The organism is Clostridia bacterium, assembly GCA_036654455.1.
Classification (GTDB): domain Bacteria; phylum Bacillota; class Clostridia; order Christensenellales; family CAG-314; genus JAVVRZ01.
Genome location: JAVVRZ010000006.1, coordinates 21,404 through 44,310 on the forward strand (window position 1 = coordinate 21,404; position 22,907 = coordinate 44,310).

At 40.6% G+C, this 22,907-nt stretch carries 19 protein-coding genes; 8 read left to right on the forward strand and 11 right to left on the reverse strand.

Features of this window, described 5'->3' with window-relative positions:
* The first annotated feature begins 4 nt into the window (after positions 1 to 4).
* The 7 genes from RR062_05405 (at position 5) to RR062_05435 (ending at position 7,496) form a co-directional block, all read left to right on the forward strand.
* Positions 5 to 388: a hotdog domain-containing protein gene (locus tag RR062_05405; GenBank protein ID MEG2027143.1), complete on the forward strand. Its 384-nt coding sequence runs from the start codon at positions 5 to 7 to the stop codon at positions 386 to 388.
* A 138-nt stretch (positions 389 to 526) separates the two neighbouring features.
* Positions 527 to 1,345: a 3-keto-5-aminohexanoate cleavage protein gene (locus RR062_05410; GenBank protein MEG2027144.1), complete on the forward strand. Its 819-nt coding sequence runs from the start codon at positions 527 to 529 to the stop codon at positions 1,343 to 1,345.
* A 49-nt stretch (positions 1,346 to 1,394) separates the two neighbouring features.
* Positions 1,395 to 2,432 carry an L-erythro-3,5-diaminohexanoate dehydrogenase gene (locus tag RR062_05415; GenBank protein ID MEG2027145.1) on the forward strand — a complete coding sequence of 346 codons (1,038 nt, stop codon included), beginning with the start codon at positions 1,395 to 1,397 and terminating at the stop codon, positions 2,430 to 2,432.
* A 27-nt stretch (positions 2,433 to 2,459) separates the two neighbouring features.
* On the forward strand, positions 2,460 to 3,710 hold the full coding sequence (gene ablA / locus RR062_05420; protein ID MEG2027146.1) for a lysine 2,3-aminomutase: 1,251 nt from the start codon (positions 2,460 to 2,462) through the stop codon (positions 3,708 to 3,710).
* 32 nt (positions 3,711 to 3,742) lie between these two features.
* Positions 3,743 to 5,305, forward strand: a complete 1,563-nt coding sequence (locus tag RR062_05425; protein ID MEG2027147.1) for a lysine 5,6-aminomutase subunit alpha — start codon at positions 3,743 to 3,745, stop codon at positions 5,303 to 5,305.
* Positions 5,306 to 6,091 carry an OAM dimerization domain-containing protein gene (locus tag RR062_05430; GenBank protein ID MEG2027148.1) on the forward strand — a complete coding sequence of 262 codons (786 nt, stop codon included), beginning with the start codon at positions 5,306 to 5,308 and terminating at the stop codon, positions 6,089 to 6,091.
* 10 nt (positions 6,092 to 6,101) lie between these two features.
* On the forward strand, positions 6,102 to 7,496 hold the full coding sequence (locus tag RR062_05435) for an MFS transporter (GenBank protein MEG2027149.1): 1,395 nt from the start codon (positions 6,102 to 6,104) through the stop codon (positions 7,494 to 7,496).
* 96 nt (positions 7,497 to 7,592) lie between these two features.
* On the opposite strand, the gene RR062_05440 is transcribed toward RR062_05435, so the two are convergent.
* The 10 genes from RR062_05440 to RR062_05485 all read right to left on the reverse strand — a co-directional run bounded on the left by RR062_05440 (position 7,593) and on the right by RR062_05485 (position 20,767).
* The gene (locus RR062_05440; GenBank protein MEG2027150.1) at positions 7,593 to 8,657 is read right to left on the reverse strand and encodes an alanine/ornithine racemase family PLP-dependent enzyme; all 1,065 of its coding nucleotides are present in this window, start codon (positions 8,655 to 8,657) and stop codon (positions 7,593 to 7,595) included.
* Positions 8,658 to 8,717: 60 nt separating this feature from the next.
* Positions 8,718 to 10,073 (reverse strand): GlmL-related ornithine degradation protein, encoded by a 1,356-nt coding sequence (locus RR062_05445; GenBank protein ID MEG2027151.1) that lies wholly within the window; start codon positions 10,071 to 10,073, stop codon positions 8,718 to 8,720.
* The gene (gene oraE / locus RR062_05450) at positions 10,070 to 12,286 is read right to left on the reverse strand and encodes a D-ornithine 4,5-aminomutase subunit OraE (GenBank protein MEG2027152.1); all 2,217 of its coding nucleotides are present in this window, start codon (positions 12,284 to 12,286) and stop codon (positions 10,070 to 10,072) included. The genes RR062_05445 and oraE overlap by 4 nt, the downstream gene beginning before the upstream one ends.
* A 2-nt stretch (positions 12,287 to 12,288) precedes the next feature.
* Positions 12,289 to 12,651 (reverse strand): ornithine aminomutase subunit alpha, encoded by a 363-nt coding sequence (locus RR062_05455; GenBank protein MEG2027153.1) that lies wholly within the window; start codon positions 12,649 to 12,651, stop codon positions 12,289 to 12,291.
* Positions 12,648 to 14,054, reverse strand: a complete 1,407-nt coding sequence (gene ortB / locus RR062_05460; GenBank protein MEG2027154.1) for a 2-amino-4-oxopentanoate thiolase subunit OrtB — start codon at positions 14,052 to 14,054, stop codon at positions 12,648 to 12,650. Before ortB ends, RR062_05455 begins: the two co-directional genes overlap by 4 nt.
* The gene (gene ortA / locus RR062_05465) at positions 14,051 to 14,350 is read right to left on the reverse strand and encodes a 2-amino-4-oxopentanoate thiolase subunit OrtA (GenBank protein ID MEG2027155.1); all 300 of its coding nucleotides are present in this window, start codon (positions 14,348 to 14,350) and stop codon (positions 14,051 to 14,053) included. The genes ortB and ortA overlap by 4 nt, the downstream gene beginning before the upstream one ends.
* 12 nt (positions 14,351 to 14,362) lie before the next feature.
* Positions 14,363 to 15,433 carry a 2,4-diaminopentanoate dehydrogenase gene (gene ord / locus RR062_05470; protein ID MEG2027156.1) on the reverse strand — a complete coding sequence of 357 codons (1,071 nt, stop codon included), beginning with the start codon at positions 15,431 to 15,433 and terminating at the stop codon, positions 14,363 to 14,365.
* Between the two features lie 32 nt (positions 15,434 to 15,465).
* Positions 15,466 to 16,701 (reverse strand): arginine deiminase, encoded by a 1,236-nt coding sequence (locus RR062_05475; GenBank protein MEG2027157.1) that lies wholly within the window; start codon positions 16,699 to 16,701, stop codon positions 15,466 to 15,468.
* A 10-nt stretch (positions 16,702 to 16,711) separates the two neighbouring features.
* Entirely contained in the window at positions 16,712 to 17,875 is a 1,164-nt protein-coding gene (gene alr / locus RR062_05480; protein MEG2027158.1) for an alanine racemase, read from the reverse strand.
* Between the two features lie 219 nt (positions 17,876 to 18,094).
* Complete coding sequence (locus tag RR062_05485) at positions 18,095 to 20,767, reverse strand: cation-translocating P-type ATPase (protein MEG2027159.1); 2,673 nt, start codon at positions 20,765 to 20,767, stop codon at positions 18,095 to 18,097.
* A 313-nt stretch (positions 20,768 to 21,080) separates the two neighbouring features.
* Between RR062_05485 and RR062_05490 the strand changes: the two genes are divergently transcribed.
* Positions 21,081 to 22,079: an SDR family NAD(P)-dependent oxidoreductase gene (locus RR062_05490; GenBank protein MEG2027160.1), complete on the forward strand. Its 999-nt coding sequence runs from the start codon at positions 21,081 to 21,083 to the stop codon at positions 22,077 to 22,079.
* Between the two features lie 358 nt (positions 22,080 to 22,437).
* Here RR062_05490 and RR062_05495 read toward each other — a convergent pair whose 3' ends face one another.
* Positions 22,438 to 22,851 carry a hypothetical protein gene (locus RR062_05495; protein ID MEG2027161.1) on the reverse strand — a complete coding sequence of 138 codons (414 nt, stop codon included), beginning with the start codon at positions 22,849 to 22,851 and terminating at the stop codon, positions 22,438 to 22,440.
* Positions 22,852 to 22,907: the final 56 nt, after the last annotated feature.

The window sequence follows — 22,907 nt, forward strand, 5'->3', positions numbered from 1 at the left end:
TAATATGAAATGTACAATCAGGCTAAGAATGAGCGCTCATGATGCGCATTATGGCGGTAATCTAGTTGACGGAGCAAGAATGCTTGCTTTGTTCGGCGACGTTGCTACCGAACTACTCATTAGACAAGACGGCGACGAAGGTTTGTTCTGCGCTTATGACAACGTAGAATTTAAAGCCCCAGTTCACGCCGGCGACTTTATTGAGGCGGAAGGCGAAATTGTCAATGTCGGCAGAACAAGCCGTAAAATGACATTTGCCGCTTATAAAATAATCACTCCAAGAAACGACATCAACGATTCGGCTTGCGACGTGTTAGAAACGCCTATTCTTGTTTGCAAAGCCTCAGGTACTTGCGTAGTTCCGCTCGACAAACAAAGAAACAAATAGTCTCGTCTAACTTAATAAGTTTGTCGCTACCGACAACATAACCAAGGTAGAATTAGAATATTTAAATATAGTTTTAAGGCTTATTTAAATTATTATAACTTATTACTCAACAAGAAATATATTAAAGAGGTACTAGATATGGATAAATTAATTATTACAGCCGCAATTTGTGGCGCAGAAGTAACTAAGGAACAAAATTCCGCAGTTCCCTATACCGTAGCAGAAATTGCCGAGCAGGCTTATGGCGCATACCAAGCCGGCGCAAGCATAATTCACCTACACGTAAGAGAAGACGACGGTTCTCCAACGCAATCGGCTAAGCGTTTCGACGCTTGCATCAAGGCTATTAAGGCAAAGTGTCCCGACGTTATCATTCAACCTAGCACAGGCGGAGCAGTTGGTATGAGCAATGACGAAAGATTAGAGCCTATTACCCTTATGCCCGAGATGGCAACTCTTGATTGTGGCACTTGCAACTTTGGCGGAGACGATATATTTGTCAACACCGAAAACACTATTATTGAATTTGCCGAAAAAATACAAGCAAGACATATTAAACCCGAAATTGAAGTTTTTGACAAAGGTATGGTTGATATTGCTTTAAGACTCAACAAAAAAGGCATTATCGCTTCTCCTATGCACTTTAACTTTGTTATGGGCGTAAACGGCGGTATCGGCGCAACTCCTCGTGACCTAGTATTTATGGCTGGCAGTATTCCGCAAGGCAGTACTTTTACAGTGTCGGGCGTAGGCAAAGGACAATTTCCAATGGCTACAATGTCAATACTACTCGGCGGTAACGTAAGAGTTGGCTTTGAAGATAACGTATATTTAGAAAAAGGCGTTAAAGCAAAGAGCAATGGCGAATTAGTAGCAAAAGTAGTAGCTATCGCTAAATTACTCGGCAGAGAAATTGCAAATCCAGCCGAAGCAAGAGCGATATTAAATTTAAAATAAGATATATATATCTTAACAATAATTAAAAAATTAAAGGAGATTTACAAAAATGAGAGGAAACAAGTATGGCGCGCACAGAGTTATTGAACCCGTAGGAATTCTACCACAGGCTGCGAAAAAACTCGATAACGATATGACAAAATTATACAGCAATGAGATTATTTGCGACGTTATTTCGTTAAATATTGACTCGGCTAGTTTTACCCAAATTAAGAATGAGGCAAACGGCGACGAGCAAAAAATAGCTGACAAGGTTTGTGAAATTGTTGGCGGTATTGGCAAAATGCAAAACCCCGTTACAGGCAGTGGCGGTATGTTTATAGGTAAGGTCGCTTATATAGGTCAAGACCTAGTAGAAAAGAGCGGACTAAAAGTTGGCGATAAGATTGCTTCCTTAGTATCTTTGTCAACTACTCCCTTAAAAATTGAAAAAGTTCTCGCAGTACATACGGCGATAGAAAGAGTTGACGTTATAGCTAAGGCAGTTTTATTCGAAAGCGCAATTTATGCAAAACTTCCTAGCGATATGAGCGAAAACCTAGCTCTTGCAGCTCTTGACGTAGCAGGCGCTCCCGCTCAAACAAGAAACCTTGTTAAAAAAGGCGACAGCGTATTAGTACTTGGCGCAGGCGGAAAGAGTGGCGTTCTTGTTTGCTATGAAGCAAAAAAGAAAGCCGGAAAGAACGGCAAAGTAGTAGCTGTTGTTCGCAAACAAGAGTATGTAGACACCCTTAAAGAACTCGGCGTAATCGACGACGCAGTACTTGCAAGCGCAACTATGCCTACCGAAGTGCTTGAAAAAGCCTTAGCAGTTAACGATGGCAAAGAATATGATATTTCTATCAACTGCGTAAATATTCCTAACACCGAAATGTCAACAATTCTACCCGTAAGAGATGGCGGTATTGTTTACTTCTTCTCAATGGCTACAAGCTTTACAAGAGCAGCGCTTGGCGCAGAGGGTATTGGCAAAGACGTTACTATGATTATTGGTAACGGTTACACCAAAAACCACGCCGACATCACTCTCGACGTATTAAGAGAGAGTCCTAAGATTCGTGAGTTATTCGAGAAAAAATATATCTAATAAATTAAAAACAGAGAGAGGGGAAAAATGAATATAAGTAGAGCTAACGGTTTGTTTGCTTCTGTGAAAGACGAGCTTTGGAACGACTGGCATTGGCAAATACAACACCGTGTTGAGACTCTTGATGAGCTAAATAAATACATCACTCTTACAAAAGAGGAACAAGTTGGGGTTAGTAAGTGCCTTTCTACGCTTAGAATGGCAATTACGCCATATTATCTGTCCTTAATAGATTTAAAGAATTCGTTTGACCCTATTAGACGTCAGGCAATACCCACAGTTGACGAATTACATCGTAGCGAAAGCGACTTGCTCGACCCTTTGCACGAAGACGTAGATTCGCCGGTTAAAGGGTTAACTCATAGGTATCCCGATAGAGTGCTATTTTTGCTTACAGACCAATGTTCTATGTATTGCAGGCATTGTACTCGCAGGCGTTTTGCAGGTCAAACCGACAGTCCTTGCTTAGACAATCAAATAGATAACTGTATAGAGTATATTGCCACTCATAAAGAAGTTCGTGACGTATTGCTTTCTGGCGGTGACCCATTAACGCTAAGCGACGACAAATTAGAAAGCGTTATTAAGCGTTTGCGGGCTATTCCTCACGTAGAAATTATTAGAATAGGTTCTCGTGTTCCCGTAGTTTTGCCACAAAGAATTACGCCCGAATTATGCGCTATGCTTGCAAAGTATCACCCGATATGGCTTAACACTCACTTTAATCACCCTAACGAGATTACTGCCGAGTCAAGCAAGGCTTGCGCTATGCTCGCTAATGCCGGTATTCCGCTAGGTAACCAAAGCGTTCTACTTGCAGGCGTAAACGATTGCGTGTTTGTTATGAAGGAACTTGTACAGCAACTTGTAAGAATTCGTGTTCGCCCGTACTACATCTATCAATGCGACTTGTCAATGGGGCTTGAACACTTCCGCACCTCAGTTTCTAAGGGAATTGAGATAATTGAAGCGTTAAGAGGGCATACTTCGGGCTTTGCCGTACCAACATTTGTTGTAGACGCCCCCGGTGGCGGTGGTAAAATTCCGGTTATGCCAGACTATGTTATTTCAAGTTCGGCAAATAAAGTTATACTTAGAAACTTCGAAGGCGTTATTACAACTTATGCCGAACCGACAAACTATCACCAAGATTGTCACTGTAAAGTATGTCAAAGCGGTAACAAACCTAAACTGGTAGGCGTCGCCGGACTAGAACAAGGACAAACGCTATCTATTGCTCCGTCAAATCTTGCAAGAGAGCAACGACACAAAAAATAGTATTTAGGTCGCAAGACCACACAAAAAGAGATATGAAAAGTAAACTTAATTTAAATCAAAATTTGGTAAATCAAGCTCGGCAATCTGCTATGCGGGTTGCCGAACACACCCAACAGTATATCGACTTGCACTCTACCCAAACGGTAGAGCGCGCGGTATGCCGTTTGCTTGGCATTGACGGAGTTAACGAAGTAGGCGTTCCTATGCCTAACATCGTCGTCGACCACCTTGCAAACAACAATCACTTAGCTATGGGCGTAGCGTACTACTTAGGCTGTTCGTTACTCGAAAATGGCCTTAGTCCGCAACAAACCGCCGAAGCAATTAACAAGGGTAAACTCGATTTGTCGAGAGTTAAACCTCGTGAGATAGGCGAAGTTAGAAAGGCAATCTTTGATATTGCCCGACAGACAATGAAGCGTATTGACGCTAACGTTGCTAAACGCAAAGAATATTTAACAAAATTTGGCGAAAAAGACGGTCCTTACATCTATTTGATTGTAGCGACAGGTAATATTTACGAAGACATTACGCAGGCAAAAGCCGCCGCAAAGCAGGGAGCTGACATTATTGCAGTTATCCGCACGACGGGGCAAAGCTTGCTTGACTATGTTCCTTATGGAGCGACTATCGAAGGTTTCGGCGGTACTTATGCAACGCAAGAGAACTTCCGCTTAATGCGTTCGGCATTAGACGAAGTCGGCGAGGAGCAAAAGAGATATATTAGACTATGCAACTATTGTTCGGGACTATGTATGCCCGAAATTGCCTCAATGGGCGCATTAGAAAGGCTTGACGTTATGCTTAACGATGCGCTATATGGTATTTTATTTAGAGATATCAATATGAAGCGTACTATTGTCGACCAATATTTTTCTAGGGTAATCAATGGCTACGCAGGCGTGATAATAAATACAGGCGAGGACAACTACTTAACCACAGCCGACGCCGTAGAAGAAGCGCATACTGTGCTTGCCTCGCAATTTTTAAACGAACAATTCGCTCTTAAAGCCGGGCTACCCGAAGAACAAATGGGCTTAGGTCACGCTTTTGAGATTGACCCAGAGGTAAAAAATGGCTTTGTATACGAATTAGCCCAAGCTCAAATGGCTAGGGAAATATTTCCCAAAGCGCCCCTTAAATATATGCCACCAACAAAGTTTATGACGGGCAATATTTTTAGAGGACATATTCAAGACGCTTTATTTAATATGGTTACAATTCTTACCGGACAAAAAATACATTTGCTAGGTATGATGACTGAGGCTATTCATACTCCATTTATGGCAGACCGAGCCTTAGCTATTGAAAACGCTCAATATATTTTCAACACTATGAGCGATTTAGGCAACGAGATTACTTTTGCTAAGGGCGGATTAGTCGAACAGAGGGCTAACGAAGTTCTAACTAAGGCAACCGACCTACTTCAAGAGATTGAGAAGCTTAAATTGTTTGGCACGCTAGAAAAAGGTATATTTGCCTCAATAAAGCGGTCGCAAGACGGCGGAAAAGGGCTTAACGGCGTATTTAGCAAGGGAGAGAAATATTTCAACCCCTTTATCGAGCTTATGCTTACAAATAAGGAGGGCAAATAAATGTCAGGTTTATACGACTTATCTAAAAAAAGTACTAATACCACGCTTGACACTAAGCAACTATGCCCTTATGGCGACACAATTAACGACTCAAAAGTGCAGATTAGCTTTACTTTGCCTATTCCAAACAATGCAAAGGGCAACGAGGCAGCGGCTCTCTACGCAAAGAAGATGGGTATTGCCGAGCCAAACGTAGCTTATGCAAGGGCGCTTGACGATAATTTTACCTTTTATGTAGTTTATGGCAGTTGCGTTCATACAATTAATTATGACGAGATAGTAGCGCTAGACGTTACAAGCGACGTTATGGATATGCGTCAAGTCGACGAATATATCGAGCGTAATATCGGCAGGAAAGTTGTAGTTTTAGGCGCTTCAACAGGTACGGACGCTCATACCGTAGGTATAGACGCTATTATGAACCGCAAAGGTTTTGCCGGTCACTATGGTCTAGAAAGATATAATATGATTGAGGCTATCAATATGGGTAGCCAAGTTGCAAACGAAGACTTTATCAAAAAAGCAAGGGAAGTTAAAGCCGATATTTTGCTTGTTTCTCAAACAGTTACGCAAAAAAATATTCATATTGCAAATTTAACCGAATTAGTCGAGCTACTAGAAGCCGACAATTTACGCAAAGACGTTGTTTTAATTTGTGGCGGAGCAAGAATTAACCACGAATTAGCCAAAGAGCTTGGCTATGACGCCGGTTTTGGTTCGGGCAAATTTGCCGAAGACGTTATTTCCTTTGCCGTACAAGAAATGGTCTCACGCAAACTTTTTTAAGGAGAAAAATTTGACCAACAAAATTGACCAGCAACTAATCGAAGGACAAGAAGTTAACAATGTCGACCGACAAAATCAAACAAATCAAGACGACGTCGGCAATTCAAACAGTCCAAAACTGCCTAACGTACTGAGAAATAAAAATTTCTTATTGCTTTTTTTAGGCACGCTTGTTTCTAACGTAGGCAATACATTTTATAGTTTTGTAGTAAGTTTTTACATTTTAGCTATCACTAATAACAACGCCATTATTCAAGGAGCCTTTCTTGCGACTTGTGGCGTTGTCTTTTTATTGTTTTCGACAGTAGGCGGAGTGCTTGCCGATAGATACAACAAAGCTAAAATAATTTATATTTGTGATTTTATAAAGGGCGGAATTATTATTATTTCGGCAGTTGTAATTTATTTTTGTATTGCAAACGATATGGTTATTCTGCAAATAGTAGTTTTATTTATAATGGGCATAGTCAGTAACATTATTGGCGCAATTTTTTCGCCTGCGACTTCAAGTTTGACGCCTTATATTGTAAAACCTATGCAACTTCAACAGGCTAACAGTTATTTTAGCGTTTTAAATTCCTTGCAAGGCATAGTAGGTATTTTAATTGCCGGCATAATTTATTCCATATTACCGATAATGTGGTTATTTGTTTTAATAGGTATCCTATACGTTTTAAGCGGAATTTCGGAAATATTTATAAGATACGACTTTGTTAAGAAAGAAGGGACGATTACTATTAAAAATGTATTTGCCGACTTTGTTCAAGGGATAAGATATCTTAAACCTGAAAAAGCCCTTGTTGGCTTAATAATGGGCATACTCTTTGTAAATTTCTTTTTAACGCCTTATATGTCTAACGGAGCGCCGTATTTTATTAAGACTTATTTAAACGGCGAATATTTATTAAGTAGCGTAGTCAAGCCTGAAATGTGGCAGTCAATTTGGTCAGTTTGTGTTGGAGCAGGTTCGCTTATTATGGGTTTGATTGTATCGCATAAAGCGCAAAAGGCAAAATATGGCAAATCTATTAAGCTGTGGATGTTGCTTATGGCTGTTGCAATGACGATAGCGCCGATTAGTTTTTACATATTTGTATATACAAAGTTAAGCGTTTCGGCTTATCTAATAATAACCAGTTGTTTGCTATTTTTCTTTGGATTGTCGGTAGTTAATATTAATATTCCCGTCGCTACGATTATACAATCTAGGGTAGATAAAGATATGCTAGCTAAGGTTTCTAGCGTGCTTAATATTGGCTCAATGGGGTTGACTCCAATAGCCTCAATGTTAGGCGGAGTTATTATAGGACTATTAGGACTAGGCGCAGTATTAATTTTTTGTTCGGTAGGGTTTTTATTTACGGCGATATTGATTTCGTCAAATAAGTCGATAAATTCCTTATAAAATTATCCAGTTTATCTTTTAAAAGCAAATTTTGCGACTAAAAAACCTAAAACAATATGTTTTAGGTTTTTATTTGTATTTAAATTATTAATAAATTTAACCGTTTATATATTTGCGTTTAATATACTTACTTGTAAATAGGTGTAGAATTGCTCCATAGTTTGCGGTGAATGTCAATTTGTCGCCTACCGCATAAGATTTAGCGCTGTTTGTAATGTCTACGATTAGATGGTCGGAGCTACTGCCTACTATGCTTATATTCTTGTCGTCGGGAGTTAGCCCGTCGCAAATTGTATCTTGTCTACCTATGGCAAGTATGGCTCGTTTCATTATGCCTTTATCGATATAGGTCATTTTCTCGCCAAAAGCGTTAATCGATGTTTCCCCGATAGGGTAGCTAGGTTTTTCGAAAACTTCGATAATCTCGCTTTCAAGTCGTACGCAGTCGTGGAACATATTTGGTATTTGCGTAGAATAGGCAGTTTCGAGTCCCAGTATAAGCGATTCGCCAAGTCTAAGATTGTTAATTTTGCTAGGCATATTTTTTTCAAGAAGTAGTAGCGAGCTAGAATTGCCACCGCTTACGATTTGCAATTTTTTATGATATTTTTCTTCGTAACGATTAGCAAGGTTTGCAAGTACGTTCATATTGTCGTTACTTGGTAACACCGAACCATAGCACGTAAGGTTTGCGCCAATTCCCGCAAGAAATAAGTTGCTACATAGCTCTACTTGCTGGTAATATGCGTCTATATATTCTAAATTGTCGTACATTACGCCTTCTCTAAGGTCGCCTAAATCAATCATAAGTAATACGCCGTGCTTTTTATCTTGTTTTTTTGCTTCGTTGTTTAGCAAACTAAGCATTTCTATACAAGAATTACAGCTGATGTCGGCATATTTTACCGTCTCTTTAATTTGACTTTTTTGAGGCAACCTAAGCAATATTTTGGTCTTAGAGCTTTTAGCGTAGCTTGCAAGGTTTTCAATTCGTGAGTCGGCAAAGTACTTACAGTCGGTATTTTCAAGTACGTTTACCATCTTTTTGTCGGCGCAGAACACCTTAGTTACAAATGCAGGATAGCAGTTGTGTTTTTTCAATTTTTCAATTAAAAAGTCGGCGTTATGTTTAAATTTTGCTAAATCAATAATAATCGGCATTGTTTTTACCTCTTTTTATAAATTAAACAATCTAAATTAGGATTGTTTAAAAATTAAAATTTATTTAATTGACAGCGTTTGTTTAAGTAGCTCAATCGCCTCGTCTTTGTGCGTTTTTGCCAGTACTCCTAAACTTGCCATAATATAATCGTTGTCAAATAGAATTTGTAATTTGTCCACCTTGGGGAAAAGCATAGTTTTATTTGCGTTGATGTTTGCAAGGTTACGCATAATTTGCTCTCGGTGGGGTAAACGAGTTAACGCTCCGCCCGAAGCGATTAAATATTTAAGGTCGGTCAAATCTTTACCCTGCGTAAGGGTTTGCCTACCGTTGTTTCCAAAGATATATCTAATTGAGCCTGCGTGACGAGTCAAAGCAATTTTGCCTGCTTGAAGGGTAAGTTCTTCGACAAGTTCGATTTGTTTGTCGCCTACGGGAATTGCTTTATATTCGGCTAGCGTAGTAACGATGTCGAAACCAAGTTTTGCCGATAATTCTTGTTCGCCAAGTAAATCAATTAAGTGTCTAGCGTTGATATACACGCCTAAGTCGCCCTCGACCGTTCGCTTGCAGTGAGGTTCTGCCTCGATTGCAAGGCTTGCCATTTCGGCGTTGTCGTCGCAAACAGAGTGAATATCCGTTGTTGCTCCGCCTATATCGATTACGGCTATATTGCCAAGCAGTTCGCTTGCAAGCATTGCGCATTCCATAACTGCGCCCGGAGTAGGTATGATGTTACCGCTTACAAGTTTGCGAATATGCTCCATACCTTGCGCCTTAACTATATTTTGTTCAAAAGTCGAGTGAATAACTTTGCGAGTCGGCTCGATGCAAAGGTTGTCAAGCTGAGGATAAACATTGTCTACAATTTTGCAAGATTTGCCTGCGTCCTCAAAAATTTGGGCTATTTGACCGTCTAAGGCTTTGTTTCCGGCATAAACAATAGGGCAGGGCAAATCTGCCTTAGCGAGCAATTCGGCGTTATAGAGCGGTACTTCGGTTGCGCCGTAGTCCGTTCCGCCTGCTAGAAGAATTAGGTTTGGCTTAGTTTTAATAATTTGCCCTAAGTCGTACTGACTTAATTTGCCTGCGGTTAGCAGTTTAATTATTCCGCCTGCGCCAAGAGCGGCTTCTTTTGCCGCCCTAACCGTCATTTCGTAAACAAGTCCATGCACCGTCATTTTTAGTCCGCCTGCGGCAGAACTCGTGGCGAGCATTTCTTTGTAGGTGACTTTTTCGCCTAGCGTCTTTGCAAGGCTATCGATTGCATTGTTTAAGCCAATACAAACGTCGCCTTGCTCGACAGTAGTAGGGGCAAAGCCCTGACCAATAAATTTGGGCTTTGCTCCTAACATAAAAGCGTTGATTAAAGTTGTGGTTGAGCCGATTTCGGCTACAAGACAATCTATTTTCATTTAATATTGTTTAATTTTCTTCTTTGTTTTACAAGGAAGGTTGCAACGTGAACGCCGTGACTGCCTCTGCCGAAGCCTACGTCAGCGCCGTGTTTAATAGCTAGCTCGTTAGTAACTTGCGTACCGCCGGCAACAAACATAAGCTTATCTCTTACGCCCTTCTCTCTTGCGATTCTATCGATGTTAGCAATATTTTTGTAGTGAATGTCGTCGTGACTAATAATTGTGCTTGCAAGGATAGCGTCGCAGTTAAGTTCTATTGCGGCGTTGACAATTTTTTCAACAGGAACAGAAGTGCCAAGATAGTGTACTTTGATACCGTATTTTTCAATTCCGCCGTGTTTAATGTCAATAATTTCTCTTAGTCCAACCGAGTGTTCGTCTTCGCCGATTGTGCCTGCGACTACGGTCATTGGGTGCTGCTCGATATCGGCTCTAATTTCTTCGTCGCTCATAATGTCGGGTTCGACAGGTAGAGTTAGCTTGTCTATTTCGATATCGAAGTTTACTTTACCTTTAAGTTCTATTCTTGTGCCTTCTTGTTCGTGCATAACTTCTCTATTGATTACTTCGGGTTCTAGTAGATTGAGTCGCTTTGCAAGTTCAAGAGCGGCGGCTTCGGCAATAAGTTTGTTAGCCGGGAAGAACATTGTAAGAAGTATTGTGCCGTCGGCAAGCCATTCCATCTCGGGTTTGATTAAGTTTTTATCTCTATACTTGTCATTTTCCGCCATACGAACGTTGCAGTTGTCGACTTCGTCAAGCTCGTCGATATAGACAATTTTACTGCGGTCTTCTAGCGTGCAACCATTGATTAAGGAAGAAGGATTATTTACTGCATTTTTATCGTACTGCGCTACGTTATTGTAGCCAAAGTGAGCCGTAACAGGGGCAAAATAATTCTTTTTGCGAGCAAATACTGCGCCTGCGCCTACGCCACCATTAATTTCCCTAGCAATACCGTCGCCGTTACGCTCGGGATAGAAACCGCTGTCTACAAACATTCCGGCTTCAACAGCTTTGTAGTAACCGCCTAGACTTATCATTTCTTCTAGGAATAATACCGCTCTTTCTTTAAGTTCTCTTGACTTTTCGCCGATATAACCGTCTTTTTTAAGGGTTACAAGGTCTTGTAGTCCGTCAAGCCCTAGCAAGGTTTGTTTTGCCGTGTCGCAAGCCTCAACGTTGTAGATATGCCACGGAACGTTACGACCTTCGTCTGGGGTGATAGTAGATTGAATGTCTGCGCTAGTCAGTTTGCTTATAAGCATATTGAGAACGTGGGTGACTGTTGCGTCCCTTGTACTTGCCTCAATATATTTTGTGTTCATTTGAGCCCGCATACGATATTCGTGGAATAAATCTCTTAGCGCTACCGCATAAGGTAGGTCCATATATACGCAGGGCGCAGGGGTTGCTGTTGGAGGAACGGTTGAGAGACAAATATTGCGTTTGCTTATGCCGACTTTTGCCGAAAATAATGCGTTTATGCCGTGTTGAACCATAAGCTCGGGCGTAACTTTCCAGGCTTCTCTTGCCGTAGCGTTTGCATTATGCGCTCCGTCAATTTGCGCCATATTTGCGTAAGCGATTAATTTTTTGCTTTCGCAAGCGTCTACAAAAGAACGAACCATATTAATATTGCGGTAGATTACGTTATATTGCGGGTCTTGGTGACAGCCGTTTACGCCTTCTTCGGCAAATAGAACGGCAATATCAGGGCCGGCTACGCCTGAAACGTAAGAGTGGTAGTTAATTGGTCTACCGACTTCGTCTTCAATTAAATCAAGGGCTTTGCGTTGCGCGCGAATTTGTTTGCGAGATATTGGAACACCGCCTATTCCTTGCGGAGTACCCTCTATAAGGCTGTCAAAGTGACTCTGTCCAGCCGTACGAATTACCATTATATGGTCTGCGCCGTGATGGGCTGCCATACGCATACGGCGAATATCGTCTTCAAAACGACCGCTTGCAATTTCGGTAGTGATTACCGGCATTGGTTGAGGGTCAATATTATTGAAGTAGTGCGCAGTAGGTAGACCTACGCTGTTTTTTAAATCTTTACTAATTTCTTTGTAAGTAAAAGGCGGTTCGACTTGGTTAGGATTAGGTTCTCTCCACGTCCAACCGAAGCGACGAGGAACATAATGCTCTAAGTCTTTTAATATTTCTTTTACGTCAAGTTTTTTATTGGGAGGTAGTTGGTAATCCATTATTATTTGTCCTCCTTAAATAATTCTTCGGCTACTTGCCAGTATTTACCGGTAAGAAGTTCTAGCCCTGCCTCTCTAACATTTTTGTTGAGGTGCTTTGCCAAGCGGTAAATAACATTGCCTACGCCAAAGCCGATTAAGTTGTGTTCGATAGCGCTATTTACAAGAGGTTTAGCTTCTAGGGAAGAAAAACCCATACGTAGTAGAACTGAACGCTCAATCGACGGCGTTGTATTTTCATAGCCAAGTTTGATAAGCGGGTCGACAAGGTCGCCGGTTAGCTTCCAAAAATAGTCTTCCAACTGCTTATCGGTTAAATCTGCAAGATGAGCTCGTCTTGTAGCGTAATCGTCGGCTCTTTTCATAATAACTCCTTGTTAATCTCTAATATTGTATCAATTACAAATTGACGTGAAGAATTTGTCTCTTCAATTAGGTAATCAATATCTATCTTGGTTAGTTTTTCGTGAGCATTTTTGATAGCGTTTTTAATGTTGCTCTTGCGTAGGTTGGTTAAATCAACGTCAACTGCTTTAATTAAACTCGGGTGAGAGGGCAGAATAATGTTTTTGCCTGCAATTTCGTCTTTGGGAGAACCAAAGTGAATATCTATGCCATTGTCACGAGCAAAGCTAAGTTGAGGTTGAAGGTGTTTGCCTGCGCCGGTATATTCGGTTTCTTGCACAAGCACGATTGCGTCTTCGGGTAGTTCTTGCGCTATTGAGAATGCCGCCGCCAAAGCAACGTTGCCGGCAGGCCCTTTTTCTAGTCCTTCGACATTTGCAAGGGCTTCTGTCATATAGAAAACTTCGCCTTGCGTAACTGTTAGATATCTATCCATATATCTAAGCGGTCTTGCGGCGCTTCTTGGAACGTCGCTTCTGTCGGGCATAGTTGTAAAGGGGATACCAAAGCCGGTATGACCGGTTGTGAAAGATTTTTTATTAAATTGAGTATCGCTTGCCATGTGTAGCCCCGAAAGGTCTACTGACGCTGCGCAAATTTTGCTGTTGCAATTAGCCTTTTTAAGTCCTCGTGCCGTGCCTGTCAAGTTGCCTCCGCCTGCGTTAGTGCAAACGACTACGTCGGGGTGTTTGCCAAACTTAGCCATTGTTTGACTTGCTATTTCTGCGCCTAAGGTTTCAATGCCGGCGATAGAGAATGGGGTATAGAGCGAAGCGTTAAAGTAGCCTGTTTCTTCTAGCATTTGTAAGAACTCGAAGAATAGCTCTGGTCCAACCGTAAGTTGAATTACTTCTGCGCCGAGAGCTTCGCACTTTCTAGCTTTCTCAATAATTTCGGGTTGACCTATCTTCTTGCTGTCGTAGCACTCTTGAACTATGATACAGTCAAGGTTATGCATTGCCGCTTGTGAAGCTACGGCTGCGCCATAGTTACCGCTTGTAGCCGATATAACGCCCTTGTAGCCTAGTTTTTCGGCTTGATAAACCGATAATGATGCACGACGAGCCTTGAAACTGCCCGAAGCGTTGCTAGCTTCGTCTTTAATTACTATTCTAGCGCCGTAACCTTTTTTGGAGCATTGACGAGCAAGTCTAGTAATATTTCTTAGTTCGATTAATGGTGTATTGCCAACGGCGTATTCTTGTTGAATTTTTGCAATTTCTTCAAGCGTATAGGGGACTGCGTCCATCAATGCGTTGTAATCGAATGCGATTACGCCCTTTTCGAATTTGGAATAGTCGATTGAAACGGCTTTTTTCATTATGTCGTTCTTTCTATCCATTACTTGTTGATAAGTGTTCATTTCTCCTCCTTTTTGAGAAGCTCTCTCAGTTGGTCGTCAATTTGTAGGAGTTCGGGAACAAAGTTACCAAAGTTGTGTTTGTAACTAGGATTAACTTCGCAAAGTTCGCCACGTTGGCGTCTATTTGTGCGTGTAATAACGCTACATTGTTGTCCCATTTCGGCGTCTTCTACTAAGCGCCCTTTAACCCACATTTCAAGTGGAACTTTTTTTGTGTCGTCGGGTACTTGCGGGGCACGTTGACCTACGTCAAGTACGACCGAACGAATAGTCACATATTCGCCTTTTTTAATCATATCTATACCGCCTTATTTTATAATACGTTTATAATCTTTAACTGCGTTGCGATAGTCGCCCATAATTGCGCGTGGAACAGGTAGGTCTATCATTGTTACAAGTCCGCTATCTGCGTTAATACAAGCGGGTATCATATTTACTACCATAGCTATTGTGCCAATACCGCCGTTTACTTCGGGCTTAATGCTCATAGATACGGGAGGGTTGCCTGCAAGGGTAATATAGTCGCCCGTAAACGTGCCTTCCATTTCGGGTTCGATTTGTTGAGGGTGTATCATATTAATCTTTACTTCGCCGTCAACATAGGCTTGTCCGGTCATATTTACGCCTGCTACGTCGCCTGCGTCGGCTTTTCCGTATGGAGATTTACGGTCAACTGTGGTTACGATAGGTTTCATTTGTTGAGTAAATTTATCAATTTTCCAGCTAAGAGCGTCGGCAATCATATTTACAGATTCTGCAAAGCCAACGTGACCGGCAAGTTTTCCGCTAGTTACGCCGTCTTCAAATTCTTTTACGCTAATGCCTACACCTTGTTCTTCCATAACTGCTGGTCCAAAGGGGGATAGGCTGTTTACACGTTTTGCTTCAATGCCTGTAACGTCGGTCATACAACCCGTTAAGCATACTACAAGTAAGTCCATAATCAGTCCGGGATTAATGCCTGTGCCGAGTACGGATACGTTGTGTTCTTTTGCAAGTAAGTCAATCTTTTGGGCTAACTTAGGTTGTTGAGCCTTAGGATAAGACATTTCTTCTGCGGTTGAGATTACGTTTACGCCTTGTTCGACAATATATTTAATTTTATCAAAGGCTTTTGCTGTGTAAGAGTCGGTCGCTAGTACGGCGATATCGCAATTTTTGTTAAATACTACCTTACTTATATCGCTTTGAACAAGCACATCTGCTCTGTCGCCTCGTTCAACTTTAAGCATTTCAAATATGCTTTTGCCAACACGTAGAGGGTGTATATCGCATACGCCTACTATGTCTACGCCTTTTTTGCCAAGTAGCGTTTTGCAAATACCGCTACCCATTGCGCCGAAGCCCCAAATGGCTACTTTAATGTTTTGTTGTGTCATATCAATAACTCCTTTGTCTATAATATTTTTTATTAATTGCGTTTGATAGGCATACTCATACAGCGAGGACCGCCTCTGCCACGAGATAATTCGCTACACGGTATTTGATGTATGATAACTCCATTTTGTTCAAGTAATTTGTTAGTGACATTGTTTCGGGCGTATACTATTACTTCGCCCGGCGCAATAGCAAGTGTGTTAGCTCCGTCGCTCCATTGTTCCCTAGCCGAATCTATACTGTTGTTTCCGCCACATTTTATTAGAGTAATATTGTTAAGTCCAAGAACTTCTTTAAGAATATTTTCTATTTTATCGAGTTTTTGATTGATTAACAATTCGCCGTCCTTTGCAGTAAGGATAAATGCGTTAAATTGTCCCATTGTGTTAGGGTGAATTGTAAATTTATCTTTGTCAAGCATTGTAAATACTGTGTCAAGGTGCATAAAGCTACGATTTTTTGGAATGTCGATTGCAAGTACGGTAGTTATGCCACTGTTGCCAAATAGTAAATTTTTAGCTAATTTTTCAACGGCGCTTGGGTGAGTACGCTGAGAAATGCCTACGGCAAGAGTTGAGCTGTTGAGCATTAAAATATCTCCGCCTTCTATTGAAAACATTGCGTCTCTGCTATAATATTGTGGAACTTTACTAAATTCTTTGTGATAATTAAATATATATTCGGCAAATAGCGTTTCTCTTTGTCTTTGGTTGGTATACATTTTGCTAATTATTACGCCATTTCCAACAAAGCTAAACGGGTCACGGCTAAAATATAAGTTGGGCATAGGAGCGCAAACGAAAGGATAATCGTTAGAAAGATAGTCCGCCAAGTGCTGTTTTTGGTTTGTTATTTCGCTTTTGCGAATACCGCCAAACATATACTCAATCATTTGTTTATTTGATACGGAATATAGAAAATCTTTAACGCTTTTTCTTGCGCCGTCGGTATAGACGCTTGATTCGGCTATATACTGCATTACAAATTGTTCTTTAACTTGTTCGCTTACAATAGATTGCTCTACCAAATCTTCTAAATAAGTGACCTTTGTTCCATTCTTTGTTAGTTCTTGACTAAAATAGTCGTGTTCTTCTTGCGCTTTTTCAAGCCAAGGAATATCGTCGAAAAGCATTTCGGGCAAATACTCCGGCACAAGGTTAAGCAGTTCTCTACCCGGTCGGTGAAGTAGAACTTCTTTTAGAGGGCTAATTTCGTTAGGAACGCTGGAAACGCTACCTAATAAGTCGCTGGTGATAATTTTTTTGTACATTTGTCTTCTCCTAATAAGTATGGTCGACAACTTCGATAATTTTGTTGTCTTTGATGTAAATTCTAGGTACTCTTGCAGATATATTACAAGTTATTTCGTAGTTTATGGTATTTATTGAATTAGCAAGTTGAGTACAAGTTAAGCCTTGTCCGCCAAAAACGGTTACTTCGTCGCCTATTGAAGCGTTTACGCCGGTGATATCTAACATTACTTGGTCCATTGTGACAGTGCCGATTACATTGACTAGTTTGCCGTTAAGGTACATTTGCCCTTTATTAGTAAGTTGTCTAGAATAGCCGTCGGCGTAACCCATAGTAACGGTAGCTACTACGGTATCTTTGCTAGCGATAAATCTTCTGCCGTAGCTTACGCTTTGCCCCGAGTGAATAGTCTTAATATTAGAAATAGCTGTTTTGAGCGTCATTGCCGGACGAAGTGGCAAACCTTCGATGTCGCCGTCGCTAAATGTTAGTCCGTATAGGCTTATGCCCAGTCTAATTGCCGACTTATGTTTTGTCGATAGATAGTGTCCGCCTGCGCTATTACAGCAGTGCAACAAGGGAAGAGGGACTTCTAATTCTTTTAATTTATCTATTGTTTGTTCAAATGCGCTAATTTGATTACGAGTGTATAGTTTGTCCTCGTCTTTTTGACTGTCGGCTACGCAAAGGTGAGTAAACGCTCCTTGTAAGGTTAGATTAGACAATTTACTAATTGCGTAAATTTCGTCAACAGTGTTTTTTTCACCGCAGATAAAACCGATTCTGCCCATACCGCTGTCAAGCTTGACATAAGCGGGAATAACCTTGTTAAGTCGTATGGCTAGGTCGTTTAAAGCAAGCGCATAAGCAGTTGAGGTTATAGTTACTATAATGTTGTATTTGATAAGTTCGCTAATGCTGTCAAGTGGGGTAAAGCCAAGTAACATAATATTACCGCAAATACCGCTTTTTCTTAGGTTGATTGCCTCGGTAGCGTTAGAAACTGCAAAATAGTCACAGCCGTTGTCTTGCAACAACTTTGCAACTTGATTTGCGCCGTGACCATAAGCGTTTGCCTTTACCACTGCAATTATGCGTGATTGTTCGTTCTTAATTTTGTCACGATATAAGTTGTAATTGTACAGTACGTTGTCTAGGTTAATTTCTGCCCAACATCTTCTTAAATAATGCATTTTGTCCTCGTAAAATATATAAATTAATGATAATTTTAGCTTTATTTATATATTATAATTATAGTTTACTAGACATTCTTTGTCAATACATATTCAATCAAGAAATCAAGGTATAGCATACCGTTAAGTACTTTTTTAGCACTATTTTTTACATATTGACTACATAAAAAAAGTCGTTAACTTTTAACGACTTTTTAAATATATTTAGATATTTGCTAATTATTTTGCCTTGTTTTTGCCTAAAATACTGTGTTTATAGTATATTCTTTGACCTAGCTTGACTAACTCGGTAATCGGTATTACGCATAGGGCAAGCGACATAGCTACGACATATTCGATTAAACTTATCGAAGTAAAGCTAAACGCTCTTGCAAGGAAAGGAATGTAAATTACAGCCGTTGTGCAAAGTAGGGAAATTCCTGCCGCTCCCCACAAATACCAATTTTGGTGAGGCATAGCAAACAAGCTCTTACGACGGCTACGCATATTTAGCGAGTGGAATATTTCCGCCATAGACAGCGTTAAGAATGCCATTGTTGTTCCGTCTAAGCTGTCGGCGATTTGCCAAACTCCATTCTCCATACGCTCGCCTATAAAGAAGGCAAGTATAGTAAGCGCAGTGACCATAACGCCCTGCCAAATTACGTCAACGCCAAGACCGTTACTAAATATTCCGTCGGTAGCGCTACGAGGCTCACGTTTCATAATATCTTTTTCGGGTTGTTCTAGTCCAAGCGCAAGCGCCGGGAAACAGTCGGTAATTAGATTAATCCATAGCAAATGGACGGGTTTAAGTATTGTAAAGCCCAGTATGGTAGCTACAAATATTGACATAACTTCGGACAAATTGCTAGCCAGTAAGAATTGTATCGCCTTGCGAATATTGTCATAAATTCTTCTTCCCTCGCCAACAGCCGTTACTATGGTTGCAAAGTTATCGTCCGCAAGCACCATATCGGCTACGTTTTTGGTAACGTCTGTGCCGGTAATACCCATACCTACGCCAATGTCGGCGCTCTTTATCGATGGGGCGTCATTTACGCCGTCGCCCGTCATAGCTACAATCTTGTTTTGAGATTTCCAAGCGTTAACTATTCTAACCTTGTGTTCGGGTTGAACTCGGGCGTAAACCGAATATTTTATAATGTCGGTTTTTAGTTGTTCATCGCTAATTTCGTCTAGTTCTGCGCCTGTAATGCTTTGCGCTTCGTCGGTAATTATTCCTAATTGAAGGGCTATTGCCACTGCGGTATCGTGATGGTCGCCGGTAATCATAATAGGTCTAATACCTGCGTATCTACATTCTTCTATTGCGCCGATTACTTCGGGACGAACAGGGTCAATCATTCCGGTTAGTCCAATATAGCACAAGCCTTTTTCAAGCGTGCTAGGTTGAACGTCTTGTGGCAAAGTCGGGTAGTTACGGTATGCCGAACAAAGAACTCTTAGGGCCTTGTCAGCCATCTTTTTATTTTGCGTTAAGATATCATTTTTAATTTTGGGGCTAAGTTCTACTATTTGATTATCGATAAGGGCGTGAGTACAATATTTAATTACTTCGTCGGGCGCTCCCTTAGTATATTGAACATAACCGCTTTCAGTTTTGTGGATAGTCGACATCATTTTACGCATAGAGTCAAACGGAGCTTCGGCTACTCGGGGTTTATCTTCCTCGATTGTTTCTTTGTTAAGTCCTAACGAATATGCGTAGTTTACTAGGGCGCATTCGGTAGGCTCGCCTACTGCGTTAAAGTCGTCGTCAAGCGTTGCGTCGCAACAAAGCGCCATTGATTCTGCGAGTAATTTTTGGTTAGAGGACGAATATTCTACAACCGTCATTTTGTTTTGCGTAAGTGTGCCGGTCTTATCCGAACAAATTATTTGGGCGCAACCTAGCGTTTCTACCGCTGTAAGTTTGCGAATAATTGCATTTCGCTTAGACATATTTGTAACGCCTATTGACAGCACTATTGTAACTACGGTAGCAAGACCTTCTGGAATTGCCGCAACCGCAAGACTTACGGCTATCATAAACGTGTCAAGCACAAACTTACCGTTGATTGTGCCGGTATTTATTAAATTTCGCACTATATCAAGGGCAAAGATAAATACGCATATACCAATTACCATATAGCTTAAAACTTTGCTTAACTGCCCAAGTTTGCGTTGCAAAGGGGTTTTGCCGTCTTTTGTTTGAGTAATAGCGTCGGCGATTTTGCCCATTTCGGTTTGCATACCAATAGCTACGATTACAGCTTTGCCTCTACCGTATACTAATGTCGAACCCATATAGACCATATTTTTGCGGTCGCCTAGCGAGATATCTTTGAGTTGACCTAGCTTAATCGATTCGACTTGCTTATTTACAGGCACAGATTCGCCTGTAAGGGCGGCTTCTTCGACTTTCATACTAGCGCATTCGATTATTCTTGCGTCGGCAGGAATAGCGTCGCCTGCCTCTAATATAATTACGTCGCCTACGACTAAGTCCTCGCTCTTTATTACGTTTATTTTACCGTCACGCAAAACTTTGCTTGTAGTAGCCGATATAGTTTGCAACGCCTCAATAGCTTTTTCAGCCTTTGACTCTTGCAATACTCCCAAAATTGCGTTAATTAGCACTACAATCATAATGATAATTACGTCGGCAAAACCTTCGTTAGAAAAAATTGCGGTGACTGCGCTTATTATAGCCGCAACTATCAATATAATTGTCATAGGGTCGGCAAACTGTTTGAGGAAACGCAAAATAAAGGGTGTTTTCTTACCTTCTTTAAGTTTATTTTTGCCTTGCGACAGTTGTCTTTCTTCGGCTTGACCAGCCGATAAACCCTTGTTTGTAGTTTGATTTTGTTTCAAAACGTCTTCGACGCTTTGCAAATATTCTTTCATAATTTCTCCTTGTTTTATTTATAAAAAAAGACTCATATACTTAGTATATGAGTCTCACTCATCAGGACAAACCAATCGAACTAATCGATGAAATGTTGACTTGTCTCGCATTTGACCAAAAAACTAAATGCGGAGTTACTCCCTCAGCGATATTATAGCAAATTGCATATATTTTAGCAAGCGTTTATATATTAATACGCAGTTATCTAATAGAAAAACCATAAAATCGCATATTTTAGCAATATAGTTGACTAGGTGGCGTATTAGTTATATTATTTATTTAACTATGCTAATTAATAATACAGGGTGGGGTATGAGAAAACTTAATTGGATTAATAACTCTAATATTGTTTTGAGCGGAGCTAGCTCGGGTATTGGGCGTGAGCTAGCTATTCTTTTTTGTCAAAAGTATAATTGCAAAGTGTTTGGGCTTGCTCGCAATACCGACAAATTGAAATCACTCAAAGCAGAAATCGGCGACAACTTCGACTATCTTGCAACAGATATTTCAATTCAACAGAGTTGGCAACAAGTGTATGACAAGCTTGTCGAGATTAACTTTTGTCCCGATATTTTAATCAATAACGCCGGAGTAATACACCGTTTTGCTAAGTTTAGAATGCTTAACGACGAAATAGTAAATAACACAATCAACACCAACTTTCTTTCGGTTGTCAATTCTACAAGAATATTACTGCCTTTGCTTGACAAGAGTCCTAAGAGAGCGATTATCAACGTCTCTTCCGCTTCCGCTTATCTTGCCTGCCCCGGAGTTAGTCTTTACGCCGCTACTAAGAGCGCAACTCTTGCGTTTAGCGAAGTTTTGCACGAAGAACTCTCGGGCGAAGGATATTATGTCGGCGCAGTTATGCCCGGCCCTGTCAAGACCGACCTTTACAAACCTCGCAACAAAAAGACCGTAGATAAGTTGGTCAAAGATAATTTCATAACTAACTTCGGTATATCTGCGCAAAAAGCCTCCAAACAAATTATTAGTAAAATGCGTCGCTGTCGCAAACGTATGACGATAGGGCTTCCCGCCCATATTATGAGTTTCTTTTATCGGCTTTTTCCTTCTTTTTCAATCGCCGTTGTGGGCAAAGTTTTTCGAGCCGTTCCGCTTGCAACCTATAAAGAGATGTTTGTTGACGAAAAAAGCAAACGCAAACACTCGCCTCGTGGCAAAAAGTCTAAAAAAACACCCGTAATTATTACAGAACAACCCAGCCAAGAACTTTCGACCGACAATCAAGTTGCGGTAGCGCCTTCTAAAATTACCGATAGCCAAACTACAAATACGCCAGCTAAGTAGCTTTGTGTTAAGCAAAGATTAACGTAGCTATAAATATATCTAGTTAGCGTTTAAATTGTAATTGACAAATAAAATAAACTAATTATTGGGTTTATAAATATCGCATAAAAAGTTATTAAATTAAGCTAGCAACATTAATGTTGCTAGCTTAAAACATCTATTAGCGTACTTTACCGCAAAATATACAAAACCACGCTTAGTAAGTTATTATATCTTAAAAAGCGTGGTTTTATTGTCTTTATAGAACGAAAAGACCGCATACATAATCTTTAAATTTACGGGCAAAATTATACCGTCAACATAAACGAAGAAAATAACCGTCCTTTTCTTCGTTCACATACAAAAAAACTACAACGCTCTACAATTGTCCCTTGTATTCCTTTAAGTCATCCCGTAGAATTTCCACTTTTAAAGTTTTGTTCGAATTACTGTCGATAAATTCTATCATAATCGCTCCTTTTTTGCTGTTTTCTTCCCACAAAACCTTTCCGTACATTCCTTTGTGTACGCCAAGTCTTGCATATTTCTCTCTGTCTGTCACTACAATGGCATACGTATTATATGGTTCATCACTTATTAAAACTTCCAAATCTTCTTCGTTCACGGAAAGGCAAGCGATTTCCGGCAATTCTCCGTATTGGTCAAAACTCACCAACCGTTTACCGTCAATTTTACGCGGGTCACAAATCCATCCGTCCATTCCTTTGTGAACGCCTTCTGTTGCATATTTTTCTTTTTCTACCGTAAGAATTACCCTATCAAATTCTTTCATATTTTACCTCCATAAGGCGTCGTATTTTGTATTACTCCGTCGGGATACACAATCCA

Bases quoted from the DNA above. Each gene is read 5' to 3' on its own strand.
- RR062_05405 (MEG2027143.1), top strand. From the start codon at position 5: ATGAAATGTACAATCAGGCTAAGAATGAGCGCTCATGATGCGCATTAT.
- RR062_05410 (MEG2027144.1), top strand. From the start codon at position 527: ATGGATAAATTAATTATTACAGCCGCAATTTGTGGCGCAGAAGTAACT.
- RR062_05415 (MEG2027145.1), top strand. From the start codon at position 1,395: ATGAGAGGAAACAAGTATGGCGCGCACAGAGTTATTGAACCCGTAGGA.
- ablA (MEG2027146.1), top strand. From the start codon at position 2,460: ATGAATATAAGTAGAGCTAACGGTTTGTTTGCTTCTGTGAAAGACGAG.
- RR062_05425 (MEG2027147.1), top strand. From the start codon at position 3,743: ATGAAAAGTAAACTTAATTTAAATCAAAATTTGGTAAATCAAGCTCGG.
- RR062_05430 (MEG2027148.1), top strand. From the start codon at position 5,306: ATGTCAGGTTTATACGACTTATCTAAAAAAAGTACTAATACCACGCTT.
- RR062_05440 (MEG2027150.1), bottom strand. From the start codon at position 8,657: ATGCCGATTATTATTGATTTAGCAAAATTTAAACATAACGCCGACTTT.
- RR062_05445 (MEG2027151.1), bottom strand. From the start codon at position 10,073: ATGAAAATAGATTGTCTTGTAGCCGAAATCGGCTCAACCACAACTTTA.
- oraE (MEG2027152.1), bottom strand. From the start codon at position 12,286: ATGGATTACCAACTACCTCCCAATAAAAAACTTGACGTAAAAGAAATA.
- RR062_05455 (MEG2027153.1), bottom strand. From the start codon at position 12,651: ATGAAAAGAGCCGACGATTACGCTACAAGACGAGCTCATCTTGCAGAT.
- ortB (MEG2027154.1), bottom strand. From the start codon at position 14,054: ATGAACACTTATCAACAAGTAATGGATAGAAAGAACGACATAATGAAA.
- ortA (MEG2027155.1), bottom strand. From the start codon at position 14,350: ATGATTAAAAAAGGCGAATATGTGACTATTCGTTCGGTCGTACTTGAC.
- ord (MEG2027156.1), bottom strand. From the start codon at position 15,433: ATGACACAACAAAACATTAAAGTAGCCATTTGGGGCTTCGGCGCAATG.
- RR062_05475 (MEG2027157.1), bottom strand. From the start codon at position 16,701: ATGTACAAAAAAATTATCACCAGCGACTTATTAGGTAGCGTTTCCAGC.
- alr (MEG2027158.1), bottom strand. From the start codon at position 17,875: ATGCATTATTTAAGAAGATGTTGGGCAGAAATTAACCTAGACAACGTA.
- RR062_05485 (MEG2027159.1), bottom strand. From the start codon at position 20,767: ATGAAAGAATATTTGCAAAGCGTCGAAGACGTTTTGAAACAAAATCAA.
- RR062_05490 (MEG2027160.1), top strand. From the start codon at position 21,081: ATGAGAAAACTTAATTGGATTAATAACTCTAATATTGTTTTGAGCGGA.
- RR062_05495 (MEG2027161.1), bottom strand. From the start codon at position 22,851: ATGAAAGAATTTGATAGGGTAATTCTTACGGTAGAAAAAGAAAAATAT.